The following is a 13390-nucleotide window of genomic DNA, read 5'->3' on the forward strand; positions in this document are numbered from 1 at the left end:
CGTTTTACCTCAATTTCAAAGTAGCTAGGCCAGCCAGCACTAGAATTACGTTAATTATCCAAAAGCGGACAATCACACGTGGCTCAGGCCAACCCTTGAGCTCAAAGTGGTGATGAATAGGCGCCATGCGGAACACACGACGCGCAGTCAATTTAAAAGAAAGCACCTGAATGATTACTGACAAGGTTTCCATCACGAATACACCACCCATAATAAATAACACTATTTCCTGACGAACGATAACCGCGATAGTACCTAATGCTGCGCCTAGAGCTAGTGCTCCGACATCACCCATAAACACTTGTGCTGGGTACGTGTTAAACCATAGAAAACCAAGACTAGCACCAAGTAACGCGCTGCAGAATACGATCAACTCACCAGCTCCGGGTACATAAGGGATCAGCAGATATTCAGCAAATTTTATATTGCCAGACAGGTAGCAGAAGATGCCGAGTGCACCGCCAACCATCATCGCTGGCATAATTGCTAGGCCGTCGAGACCATCAGTAATATTGACCGCATTGCTAGAGCCGACGATTACAAAATAGGTTAAAACTACAAAGCCAATACCAAGCGGAGTGCTAGCATCCTTAAACATCGGGATGATCAGCGTAGTTTCAACGGCACTTGGAGCGGTCACATAAAGAAAGATCGCTGCAGTAAGGCCGAATACTGATTGCCAGAGATATTTCCAGTAACTTGGCAGCCCCCTAGAGTTTTTCTCGATTACTTTACAATAGTCATCAAACCATCCAATTACACCGAACAATATGGTCACTAGCAACACCACCCATACGTAACAGTTATGCAGATCGACCCATAGCAAAGTACTGGTGCTGATAGAGGATAGAATCAGTGCACCGCCCATGGTCGGTGTACCTGATTTAGATAAGTGTGATTGCGGACCATCATTACGAACCGACTGACTAATTTGCAGGCTTTGCAGGGTATGAATCATCCACGGCCCCAAGAATAGAGATAAAGATAGGGCAGTCATCACACTCAAGATCCCGCGCAGGGTCAAGTACTGAAAAACGGCAAAGCCGCTATAGAACTGTTGCAAATACTCAGCTAGTAACAGCAACATTAATATTTTTCCTGTCTGAAACTACACAAAGCTGCAACGACGTTTTCCATTGCTGCGCTGCGAGATCCTTTGATCAAAATAGTAGTTTGTTTTTCTTGTTCAGTTGTAACTAGCGTCTGGATTAGTTTTGCCTGAGTGGCAAAATGCCAAGCATCACGGCCGAAAGCATTTACAGCATGAACCATGTTTTGTCCGACAGCATAAAAAGCATCAACTTTGCCTATGGCATAGGCGCCAACTTCTCGATGAGACTTTTCAGCCCAGTCGCCTAGTTCGGCAATATCGCCTAGCACCAACACTTTATGACCAGCAAAACTGTTGAGTAAATCAATAGCGGCACAGATAGAAGATTGATTAGCGTTGTAAGTATCATCAATAATACGCATCCCGTTGTTCGCTAGCTGCGCTACGGTGCGGCCCTTGATTGGCTGCAAAGTACTTAAACCAATCGTTGTATCAAATAGCGATACGCCTAGAGCGTATGCGGCAGCAGCAGTAGCTAAGGCGTTAGCAACATTATGCCTGCCTAGTAAATTTAGTTGTACATGCTCACTACCTTGTGGCGTGTGCAAGGTAAACGAGGGGCAACCACGAGCATCGATAGTGATATTAGATGCACAGAAATCAGCGGAAGTATTCAACACAGCAAACGTTAGCACGTTACGATTAGCCGCACGTATGCGCCAAGTCTCAAAAGCCTTATCGTCGAGGTTAAGTACTGCAGTACCTGAGGCATTGAGGCCTTCAAAGATTTCACCTTTAGCTTCAACGATTTTTTCAGGACTGCCGAACTCGCCTACATGGGCGAGTTCGGCATTGTTAATGATTATAACGTGAGGCTTAGTAAGCGTCACCGTGTAAGCAATCTCACCGATGCGCGAAGCACCTAGCTCAATTACTGCTGCCGTATGTTCCAAGGCTAATTCAAGTAAGGTCAGTAAAACACCGAAATTATTATTTAGATTTCCATAGGTGGCGAGCACTGGCCCACGTGTACGTAACACGCTGGCGAGTAGTTCCTTGACCGTAGTCTTGCCACTAGATCCAGTAATGGCAGTAACTGGTTTCTTAAATGCGGTGCGATTCAGTGCCCCCAATTGGCCGAAAGCTAAACGTGTATCGGAGACCAGCAACTGCGCCAAGGAAGAGTCTTCAACTTCGCGTTGCACTAAAGCACCTGCAGCACCTTTAGCGGCAACATCATTCAGGTAGTTGTGACCATCGAAACTCTGGCCTACTAGAGCAACAAACAGTTGGCCAGGTTTAATGTTACGACTGTCGATACTAACACCATCGAAGCTGCAATCATTCGATAAGATGCGAGCCGACAAGGTCTGAGTGAGTTCGTTAAACCTCATAGCCTTAAGCATGCGCTACCTCATAGGTAGTTAGGGCATGATCAGCCTCGACCAAGTCGGAAAAGGCATAGCGCTTTCCGTTAATTTCCTGGTAAGTCTCGTGACCCTTACCAGCTAGCAAGACTACATCATTAACACTGGCGCTAGCGATTAGCTGGGCGATTGCAGCGCTGCGATCATTAATAAAACTAACTTTGCAGACGTCTTTAAAGCCGACACGGATATTATCGAAAATCTGACCAGAATCTTCACTACGAGGATTGTCGTCAGTAACAAGCACGCTATCGGCCAAGCGCTCAACAATCTTAGCCATCAGTGGGCGTTTACCGCGATCACGGTCACCACCGCAACCAAACAAGCAAAGCAACTTGCCTTTAGCGTGTGGACGAAGGGCTATTAGAACTTTTTCTATGGCATCCGGAGTGTGAGCGTAATCGATTACTACTAACGGCCGAAAGCCACCACCCAAACAATGCATGCGACCAATCGGTCCTTTCAGCTTCGGCAACACGTGCAGGATCTCATCTAAGCTATATTCTAAACCGAGTAAAGCTCCGATGGAAGCTAGCATGTTACTTAAGTTGAAACGACCGATTAATGTGCTGCATAAGTAGTACTTGCCTTGAGGCGTAACCAACGTAGCAAGTACGCCTTTATCACTAAATTGAGCTTCACAGCAATACAGGTACGAGCTAGAATCTTTAAGGCTGTAGGTGATTAGGCGTGCATTGCTGTATTCGATAGCTAACTTACGACCAAACGTATCATCTAAATTGACTACTCGGCACTTTAGATCATTCCAGGTAAACAGCCTACCCTTGGTAGCAGCATAAGCCTCCATGGTTCCGTGGTAGTCAAGATGATCGCGAGATAGGTTAGTTATAACAGCTACGTCAAAAGCCAGACCAGCAACGCGCCCTTGGTCTAGACCGTGAGAAGATACTTCCATAGCAACTGTCTCGGCACCAGCTTTTTGTAGATGCATCAAAGTTGCTTGCACGGCTATCTGGTTCGGCGTAGTATGCGAACCACTTTGCAGCTCGCCACAAAAACCAGCGCCGAGAGTGCCGACAATACCGCAGTGTTGACCCAATAATTCAAGCGCTTGTGCGATCAAATGAGTTACGCTAGTCTTACCGTTGGTACCAGTTACACCTACTAGGTTTAGCTGACGGCTCGGATCACCGTAAAACTGCCTGGCAATATCCGACAGTTGTGCAGCCAGACCTTTAATCGGAATCATTGGCACGTCGGTGATTGGCAGAACAGTTGCGCCTTCCAACTCATAAACTACAGCTACCGCACCACGCTCCAGAGCATTGGTGATATAAGCACGACCATCTAAATGACTGCCTGGTACCGCCAAAAACAAATCACCGGTGCGTACATTACGGCTGTCTAAACTCAGATCACGAATTAGCAAATCATGCTGAGCGTAAGAAAAAACTTTGTTCTGGCTAAAAGACATCAGCCGCGCCAGCCATTAGCTTTCGTAGTAACAGCAGGTAGTTTATCGTCAATTTGTTGAGTTGATGGCAAGTTATCTGGCGTGATATTCATCAGGCGCATAGTGTTAGACATGACTTTACTAAACACCGGCGCTGAAACAAGGCCGCCGAAATATCCAGCTTTACTTGGTTCATCAATCACTACAACTATAGTGTAGCGTGGATCACTCATAGGGCCAAAACCAGCAAACAGCGAACGATAAGAATTTTCAGCGTAACCCTTAGTACCGATCAAGGTTTTACGTGCAGTGCCAGACTTGCCAGCCATGTGATACGCTGGCACCTGGGCACGAAACACACCGCGTGGTGCTTCGATTACTTGTTGCAGCATGCTTTGCATTGTTCTGGCGACATCTTCCTGGATTACTTGAGTAGTTTTTGGAGCTTCATCGACATAGATAAGGCTCAGTGGAGCCATTTTACCATTATTGGCTAATACACAAAAAGCGTGAGCGAGCTGAATTGCGGTTACCGACAAGCCGTATCCATATGAAAGAGTGGCAGTATCGGCTTTGTTCCAGTCGCGGTATTTAGGTAAGCTACCTACGCGTTCGCCTGGAAAATCTAGGCCGGTTGGCTGGCCTAGACCTAGTTTTTGCGCTAAATGGTAGATAGTTTCACCGCCTATATCAAATGCAACCTTACTCATGCCCACGTTACTGGAATTAATCAGAATGCCTGTAAGATCCAGTACCGGACCTTCGCTATGGGATGCGTCATGAATAATGTACTTACCTAGCCGCAATGTGCCTGGGTAAACCTCAACTTTATCGCTCGGCTTCCAGCGTCTAGTTTCTAGGGCAGCACTCATTGAGATAGCTTTCATAGTCGAGCCAGGCTCAAATACATCGATCATTGCGCGGTTACGCATCATCGCTGGTTGTAAGTTGCGCCGGTTGTTTGGGTTATAGGTCGGCTGGTTAACCATGGCAAGAATTTCACCAGTCTTTACGTCCATGATTACTAGACTACCAGCCTTAGCACCGTTTTCAATAATCGCATTACGCAACTCGCGATTTGCTAGATATTGCAGGCGCAGATCAATAGATAACACTAAACGCTTACCAGGCTTAGCATTTTTCGTGATCTGGATATCCTTAATAAGTCTGCCGCGCCGATCTTTGATAACCTGCCGATTTCCAGGAACCCCGGCCAGCAATTTATCATAGGCTAGCTCTACGCCTTCGCGACCATGATCATCAATATCTGTGAAGCCAACCATATGCGCAGTAGTTTCACCGGCCGGGTAAAAACGACGGAACTCCTCTATTCCATAAACACCAGGGATTTTAAGATCAAGTGCTTGCTGACCATGCTCAGGGGTGAGTCCACGCACCAGGTAGATAAATTCTTTATTAGCATGGGTTTCTAAACGTTCACTCAGGGTGTGCAGATTCTGACCAAGTGCGGCGGCTAGATCTGACCATTTTTCCTTGGCGGTTTGCAGTTCCTTGGCGTTAGCCCATATGGTTGTAACCGGTGTACTTACTGCTAGAGGCTCGCCATTACGGTCAGTAATCAGACCACGATTCGCAGGAATGGGGATGCGCCGTAGGCTACGGGCATCGCCTTGACCGATCAAGAAATTACGATTGACAACTTGCAGGTCAATGATTCGCCAAGCAATTGCGCCCACCATCAACGCCAGCAAGCCCAGCATTAGGCGGAAGCGCCATGGGTAAAGTGCTCCCTGAAGTTGTATCATGGCGCCACTATATGAACTTCCGCTGCACCAGGAATATGCATTTTCAGTTGTTCTGTAGCTAGTACTTCAATACGACTATGCTCGGTCCATGTGCTTTGTTCAAGGATTAACCGGCTCCATTCTGCTTGCTCTTTGTCACGCACAATCAATTCCCCATACAGAGTATTGAGTAACTGTCGATTGTAGTGGGCGCTATAGGACACTGCAATCGCAGATACTAGAACACTAATAAATAGCAGCAACATAAATAAGCTACCCCTAGGGAGTGGTTTAGAGAAAAGCTTGCTCACCTTAACTTCTCCGCAACACGCATGACAGCACTACGGGAGCGATGGTTAATCTGAAGCTCAGCTTCAGAAGCAAACTTAGCCTTGCCATGAATTTTAATTTTAGGTGCAAAGGCTTCAAAGCGTATTGGCAGGTTACGCGGCAGATTATTTGGCTCGCCTTTAACCAAACGACGCATGAATAGTTTGACCATACGGTCCTCAAGAGAGTGAAAACTGATTACCACTAGGCGACCACCAACTTCCAGTGCTTCTAACGCGGCTTCAAGACCAGCTTCTAGGTCACCTAATTCATTATTAATATGAATGCGTAGACCCTGAAACGCACGGGTCGCTGGGTTTTTACCTTTTTCCCACGCCGGATTAGCACCCTTGAGTACTTCAGCTAGGTCAACAGTACGCTTTATTGGGTAGATATTTCGGCGCTCGACTACAGCACGGGCCATGCGACTAGCGAAACGCTCTTCACCATACTCTCTAAATACACGAGTAATTTCTTCAACAGGCGCAGTAGCTATAAACTGTGCGGCACTAATACCACGAGTAGGATCCATACGCATGTCAAGCGGGCCATCTTTCATAAAGCTAAAGCCGTGCTCTGCATTGTCAAGTTGTGACGAAGACACACCCAAATCAAACAAAATTCCAGCCACTTTGCCTACCATGCTACGCCCTGCAACTTCAGTACCCAGTTCGGCAAAACTACGCTGCACAACGACAAAACGGCCGTCTTCGGCCGCTAGCGCTTGCCCAGCAACAATAGCTTGAGGGGCTTTGTCAAACCCAAGGAGTTTACCGTTGAGCCCTAGCTGACTAAGTATCAACCGGCTGTGCCCACCGCTTCCGAAGGTGCCATCCAAATAGTAGCCATCAGCACGTATGGCAAGAGCCTCCACTGCTTCAGCAAGCATTACGGTAATATGGTTGCAGCTATTATTAGTAGTCACAGGATTTAATCACGCAGTTAATTAGGCATGGCATCACGCTATTGAATAGCAGCTAGATCAGCTTTGGAAACAGAATACCAAATATCTTCGTTTCAAAACTGGAACTTGTGCAGTTAGCTTGCCAGCATTGCGCACTTAACTAAACTGAGTGTACTCGTGCAAGCGAGATGGCACTAGGAAATAACTGCTACTATCCAGCTTAAGATCAACAGCATTATCTATCAGTAAATTAAGGTGGAGAGAGTATGACTTGATTGCAGTCAAGCATAACTTATCGGTAGGATAAATACATTAATAATAATGATCGGCATCAATGGTGATGATTAACCGCAATACACTTCGCTGGATGAACTTATTATGATATGACCAAGTATGGTCGAACAATCGTTTTGCATAAAGACTTATAGTGTTCGCTAAACAAAACAAAGATGTTTTTCTCTAAATTTCAGAGTTTTACATTAAACACCTACTTTGTACTAATTTTTACAACTTGTGCACACTTATTATCGGAATGCGTTACTGCACCGTAAGGTGCAGGTTCAATGACAAGCTTTCAAAACAGAATATTTATGAACGCAAAAGGAAGAAATAAGAATTTAGTAAAATTTGTTGCTTCAATAAATTGCAAATAGCTTATAACACGAGAATATAGCATTAAAGTGCTGTATTAAAAAAGCAAAATTTTTGGTATTATTTAAGTATACATCTACCAATGATTTCACGGAGATAGATTATTAGGTGACTATCTGGTTTCTGCACAAAATTCTAACAGAATAAAAAAGGTGGAGAGTCAATCTATAAGCCGGGTTCTGTCTTGAACAGTCATTCGTCTACGATGGCCATCACTGGACATCTTTAGCAACCTACCCGGTCCCAACGCGGGCCGCGCCTTAGAACCCTATTTGGTCTTGCTCCCAGTGGGGTTTACCTAGCCACGAACTGTTGCCAGTTGCGCGGTGCGCTCTTACCGCACCTTTTCACCCTTACCGACACCTAAGTGTTTAGGCGGTTATTTTCTGTGGCACTTTCCGTAGGCTTACGCCTCCCAGGTATTACCTGGCACTGCGCCCTATGGAGCCCGGACTTTCCTCCCCCCTCTAATTTTTTATAGAGGGCAGCGACTGTCTAATCGACTCTCCACTGCGGAGATTAACGGCATTGTGTCTCTAGGGCAAGTATTAACAAGACAGCAATACCATTACGTTTCAACAAAATATCGATTTAACCCACGGCGCTGTTCAGTTTTGTTGCTTATCAAGCGCAACCTGATATAACGCATTCCTACGCAAGCCAGTAATTTTAGCCGCCAACAGCACTGCACACTTCAGTGGCATTTCTTTAAGTAATAAATCGAGAATACGTATAGCCTCGCTGCCGACTTCATTATGATTTTGTAACTTAGTCCAGCCGGCTACTAAAACTACACATTCACCGCGTTGTTGATTGGTATCGTCTTGGACGAATGCATGTAGTTCTTCAAGTGGTAAGCCCTTGATAGTTTCAAAAGTTTTAGTTAGTTCACGAGCTAGTAGCGCCAATCGTTTGCCGCCGAAAACAAGCTCCATATCTTGCAGGCATTCAAGGATGCGGTGCGGTGCTTCATAAAAAATTAAAGTACGCGGCTCTTCCTTCAAAGTGCGTAATCGTGCTCGGCGAGCAAAGGTTTTAGCTGGTAGGAAACCATCAAAAAGAAAGCGGTCTGATGACAAACCGGCAGCTGACAATGCAGCAATCAGCGCACACACTCCCGGAATTGGTACTACATTAATACTAGCAGCGCGCGCCTGATAGACTAGATGATAACCAGGATCGGCAATTAATGGAGTACCTGCATCGGCAATTAGAGCTATATCATCACCAGTCAGTAGGCGCGCAATAAAACGACTACTCGCGTCGCGCTCGTTATGCTTATGGCACGAAGCCAATGGCGTGCTGACTCCAAAGTGCTGCATTAAACGTAAAGAATGCCGCGTGTCCTCCGCGGCAATTAATTTAACCTCACGCAACACTTTCAGCGCCCGTGTACTAATGTCATCTAGATTGCCAATAGGCGTTGCTACTACAAAAAGCGATCCAGCAGTAGAATTCAAAAGATTTCTGGCGCAGTCAAAACGCACACCTCAATAATTATAGAGAGTTGCATTGTAGCGCGTATACGATATAATATAAATATATTCTCAAGATTGTTCGTCAGTAGCTGACGACAACATTATACGCAAACTAAGCCATTATCTTATATAAATAAGATTGCATCTTAATCAAGATTGAAATACAATTATACTTTACCTTTATCTATATCATAACTTAATCATTTGTCTGCCTCACAAACAGCTTTGCTGTGTAAACTAATTCACTATTGTCCAGCCTTGACGACTTCTATAAACTCCAGATATCAGTATTAATCGATCACTCAAAAAGCTACCGCCCTTAAGCCCTAGACAGAGCTATCATGCCGTACTTGAATGCGGATGATCTAGCTTAAAATTAGACCAACTATAGTTGGTCGTTGCAGATTCTTGTGCAGTTATCTGTGAATGTCCTGAACTACCATCCTGTCCCGCAAAGGTTAAAGGAACTACCAATTAACCAGAAGATTTACACTAATACTATGTAGACACTCATTTATAATACATATAGTTAGTATTTAGTTAGCCTTCAGAACCACTCGTAAAACTAGTCTCGATAGCTATGCTACTGACTAAAGATGCTACCAAAAGCAAACATAAAAAAGATTTTTTGGCACTAACCACTGCCATGCCTGTCGAGCAACTGACAGTCAGCGACCACGAAACTTGCAATGACCAAATCAGTCTAATGCCAGCGATCATAGATCGCTATCACTTTGGAGAAACAGCAGGTTTTAATTAATACATGTCACATCTAGAAGCCTAGCCACTAAACGTTGGTCAATCTACCGACTATGCCAACTAGACTCAAGCAATTAGACGGCTAGTCTATGTAAAAAATTACCGTTCTGCTACCGTGAGAAATCTTATTAAGTATGGATTGGCGGATGGACGTTACATGAAAGTTTTACAGCTGTGCACTTTCAGCGCTACGCAAACCAGACAAGAAATCTGCTAATAATTAAAATCTGTGAGAGCTCGCACCTAATCTCTTAAAAAATTTTTATGCCGTAGGCTTTTGGCATGCTTTTTTGGGTCGCAAACGTTGATTTTTGCTACTTAACGCTCGCAGGCAATAGCCAATTACAGCCATTGTGCCGAACTGAAACATATTCCATAAAACCCGCAGTGAACTTGTTCTAAATTTAGTCTGGCTACCAAAGAAGAAACCAGTGAAGACTTACTATTAAGCCCCATATCAGTAGTCTAAACCGCATCACCTCTATACTGCTGCCTAGCAAAGCTGATAAGCATGTTCATTGATTAGGCTGTTAGCAACTTGGAGGCAAATAACAGCATTTTCTATAAGCATCAAATGCATGAATCCGCTACTACTAGCGCTTAGTATACAGTCAACCTATTTAAGCTGCGTCAATATAAAAGTAGCATCAAGAATTTTGAATAGCACGAGCGATATCGAATGTTACAGCGTAAACTTTGCGAAACCTAGATATTGAGTTTATTTTTTTAGCTGTACTACTGCAATTAGCCCAGTAGATCAAACTAACCATGTACTTCTAGTACACCATTGATGTTCCTGTTTACATAACGTCTCACTTGCTTGCGCGCCAGCGGCAGAATAATCAGTACATAGATACAAATAAAGTAATGCTCTACGAAATCACTGTAGTTACTCAATACTACTAAATTTGCTACGTAACCAGATGCTACATAATAATAGCGACAGCTCAGTCGTACCTAAACTAACTGTACGTGATGAGCACAGACGCCTGCCACCTTAAGATGCAACCTAGATTAACCCAATAGTACCATCATGAATCGTACGTGCTGATAACCTATCTAGCAAATTAAGCGTAAGTATTAATCAATGCGTGAATCGTCAAATGTCACAAACGAAGTTCGTCGGTTGTAAGAGTTACTGACTGCCGAACAGTTTTACAAACGAAAGCGGCAAGAACGCTTAAATGTAAGTAATGCAATATTGATAATTGTAAGATCTTGCTCTGTGTATTAGTGCAAACTTGATTGTGCAAACACAGTGTACTTGATCTGGTAATACTTAACGACTATACAATATTATTCATTAAAATACGCAGCAAAAACAACATACACAGTAGATGTGTGCTCACTAGTATTAGTTGGGACCGGTATCAAAAGCTGATACTTGCTGTGCAGTGTTTTACTAAAAAAATTATTGTTCGGCTTTACTACCATATGCCATTTAGATGCAATTACCATAAAGCATGCTCTCTAGTTAACTGATTTAAACTATCTTAAAGATATCTTCAAAAAAACTAATTTACTAGACATCTTTACCGCAAACTTTTGCTCTTTGCTTTACCGGCTGCATATTTTTATGCTAAACAGCCACGCTATCTAAGGTCATATATATGGACATGAAATCTAGAATTTGCCAAATTTTCCAGGCTAGCATTAGCACCAAACAACAGGCGATGGACATACTTGCACCGCATATTGAGCAAGCTGGTCAGATAATAGTTAAAGCATTTCTTAGCGATGGTAAAATGCTTTCGTGCGGCAACGGCGGTTCTGCTAGTGATGCCCAGCATATCTCCTCTGAACTACTTAACCGCTTTGAACGCGAGCGCCCAAGCTTACCAGCCATAGCCTTAACTACTGACTCATCAACGATTACCTCAATCGCTAACGATTACAGCTATAATGAAATCTTTTCCAAGCAGATTTACGCCCTAGGCCATCCAGGCGATGTATTACTAGCGATATCCACTAGCGGTAACTCGGAGAATGTCATCCAAGCAATCCAGGCTGCACATGATCGTAAAATGATTATCGTAGCATTAACCGGGTGCGGCGGCGGTATGATGGCTTCGTCACTATTCAAGGAAGACGTGGAAATTCGTGTACCAGCTAATGTTATCGCGCGCATTCAAGAGGTTCATTTGCTAACGATCCACTGCCTGTGTGATCTAATTGATAACCAACTGTTTGGCAGTGAAGAGTAACCGTTAAAATCTCAAGGTTATTGGCTATTACGCTGCACCTTGCATCAACTATTACAACATAGCCATCACAAGTAACTTGAGTCATGAAAATAATATAGATAGTCAGAATATCAGTACATTAGTTAAAATGATTAACGATTTATTCATTGAAACGCACGCTACAAGTAGCGGTTACTCAATACGTTACGGACAACGTAAAAGGCGCCTCACTGACTAACCAAGACTAAGGTGCCATCACCTATCGACAGCGCAATAGACAGTTTAAGTATGAAACTTACTACCAATAATAGCATTCTTATCCATTATGATAAACATACTAATCTAAGTGGCAACTATTAAACATAACCAACTTAGTATAGGTTCTATTTGTAGTATAGAAGTATTATGCAAGTGTTTCGATACATTTAATAATGTTAAGTTATAATTCTATAAAAAGATGTTATGCAGTAACTGCAAGGCATATTCTATATGGCCTTCATAATCTTGCGTATATTTATACACTGGTACCGATTATTATAGTGCTGATAGTTACAATATATTGCCTGCTGTTGCTAGCTAGGTAGGTTGTATTTTTTGACCAGGAATCGGACTAAAATTAACTTCCACGCGACAGTTCTTAATGCGACTATTCATGTTAGTATTACTAGCAATCAAGTTATCCTGGCTAATACAACAAATAATCAAATTTGCCTGGCAGATAACCTTGGAAAGTCAGGTAGTTAGCCACACTCTGTGCAAAACTTTAGGGGAAGTCTATGCTAAGTTAGCGACTGAAGATGCTGTCAGTGTAATCAAAGACCTATAAGGTATTTTAGTTAAATTGCTTAAAGGAATTTACCATATTATTTAGTTATATAAAAACTGCTAGCAATTTCTACAAAAAATAATCTTTGCTAGACATGATCAGTCTAATCTAGACAACCATAGTGTTGAACTTTAACACTGTTATTAGTCATGCTGAACGAAGTTTTTTCTTACTCGTCAGCATAATAGCCATAACCAGCTCTACCAAGACCATCAATGACAAAACCAATTAATGCGCTTTACCAAAGTTGCTATGATCAATTGTGGAATTTGTTAACGCAGCGAAGCCGCTATTTTAGCGGTGATATTTGATAGCAAATGAGTCATTTGCCTGCTTTTGGCTACCCTCATAATTATTGAAGAAGCAAGCACAGCTAGACGAAGCAAAGTAAGCATAAAGGTAAATCCTACTTTTGTATCTTATGATACAGGGAGGGCATTGGCAAAAAAACCTGTGCTGACATTGCAATACAATAGACAAAAAATTCGCGTCAGACATAGCTTGCGGTTTACAATGGATCAACATATTAAAAACCAAACAAACTTCCTTGATAAAATTATTATTTCCTTTATATAAAAAACCGTTAGACAATTTCTATTTATATATCCAATATATCTCATAC

The 13390-nt window shown here is 43.2% G+C and carries 10 protein-coding genes and 1 other RNA gene; 3 read left to right on the top strand and 8 right to left on the bottom strand.

The genetic code is table 11. The features are described from left to right. Nucleotides 1-4 precede the first annotated feature (4 nt). The 8 genes from mraY to rsmI form a co-directional block, all read right to left on the bottom strand. On the bottom strand, nucleotides 5-1087 hold the full coding sequence (gene mraY / locus C3B55_RS02605; RefSeq protein ID WP_129211215.1) for a phospho-N-acetylmuramoyl-pentapeptide-transferase: 1083 nt from the start codon (nucleotides 1085-1087) through the stop codon (nucleotides 5-7). Then, nucleotides 1087-2457, bottom strand: coding sequence for a UDP-N-acetylmuramoyl-tripeptide--D-alanyl-D-alanine ligase (locus C3B55_RS02610; RefSeq protein WP_129211217.1), 1371 nt, complete (start codon nucleotides 2455-2457; stop codon nucleotides 1087-1089). Before C3B55_RS02610 ends, mraY begins: the two co-directional genes overlap by 1 nt. After that, nucleotides 2450-3913 carry a UDP-N-acetylmuramoyl-L-alanyl-D-glutamate--2,6-diaminopimelate ligase gene (locus C3B55_RS02615; RefSeq protein ID WP_129211219.1) on the bottom strand — a complete coding sequence of 488 codons (1464 nt, stop codon included), beginning with the start codon at nucleotides 3911-3913 and terminating at the stop codon, nucleotides 2450-2452. Before C3B55_RS02615 ends, C3B55_RS02610 begins: the two co-directional genes overlap by 8 nt. Then, complete coding sequence (locus tag C3B55_RS02620; protein WP_129211221.1) at nucleotides 3913-5658, bottom strand: peptidoglycan D,D-transpeptidase FtsI family protein; 1746 nt, start codon at nucleotides 5656-5658, stop codon at nucleotides 3913-3915. Before C3B55_RS02620 ends, C3B55_RS02615 begins: the two co-directional genes overlap by 1 nt. After that, complete coding sequence (ftsL, locus tag C3B55_RS02625) at nucleotides 5655-5948, bottom strand: cell division protein FtsL (RefSeq protein WP_129211223.1); 294 nt, start codon at nucleotides 5946-5948, stop codon at nucleotides 5655-5657. The genes C3B55_RS02620 and ftsL overlap by 4 nt, the downstream gene beginning before the upstream one ends. Continuing rightward, complete coding sequence (gene rsmH / locus C3B55_RS02630) at nucleotides 5945-6892, bottom strand: 16S rRNA (cytosine(1402)-N(4))-methyltransferase RsmH (protein ID WP_129211225.1); 948 nt, start codon at nucleotides 6890-6892, stop codon at nucleotides 5945-5947. Before rsmH ends, ftsL begins: the two co-directional genes overlap by 4 nt. Before the next feature lie 782 nt (nucleotides 6893-7674). Continuing rightward, nucleotides 7675-8029, bottom strand: an RNA gene (gene rnpB / locus C3B55_RS02640) — RNase P RNA component class A. 101 nt (nucleotides 8030-8130) lie between these two features. Further along, nucleotides 8131-8982: a 16S rRNA (cytidine(1402)-2'-O)-methyltransferase gene (rsmI, locus tag C3B55_RS02645; RefSeq protein WP_129211227.1), complete on the bottom strand. Its 852-nt coding sequence runs from the start codon at nucleotides 8980-8982 to the stop codon at nucleotides 8131-8133. Nucleotides 8983-9580: 598 nt separating this feature from the next. Between rsmI and C3B55_RS02650 the strand changes: the two genes are divergently transcribed. From C3B55_RS02650 to C3B55_RS04585, 3 genes are all read left to right on the top strand, one after another. Then, nucleotides 9581-9760: a hypothetical protein gene (locus tag C3B55_RS02650; RefSeq protein ID WP_129211229.1), complete on the top strand. Its 180-nt coding sequence runs from the start codon at nucleotides 9581-9583 to the stop codon at nucleotides 9758-9760. Nucleotides 9761-11369: 1609 nt separating this feature from the next. Next, a complete protein-coding gene (locus tag C3B55_RS02655) occupies nucleotides 11370-11963 on the top strand; it encodes a phosphoheptose isomerase (protein ID WP_129211231.1) in 594 nt (197 codons plus the stop codon). Between the two features lie 631 nt (nucleotides 11964-12594). Continuing rightward, nucleotides 12595-12768: a hypothetical protein gene (locus C3B55_RS04585; protein WP_157978055.1), complete on the top strand. Its 174-nt coding sequence runs from the start codon at nucleotides 12595-12597 to the stop codon at nucleotides 12766-12768. Nucleotides 12769-13390 lie beyond the last annotated feature (622 nt).

The organism is Candidatus Pseudomonas adelgestsugas (genome assembly GCF_004124255.1).
In the GTDB taxonomy this organism is placed as follows: Bacteria; Pseudomonadota; Gammaproteobacteria; order Pseudomonadales; family Pseudomonadaceae; genus Aquipseudomonas; species Aquipseudomonas adelgestsugas.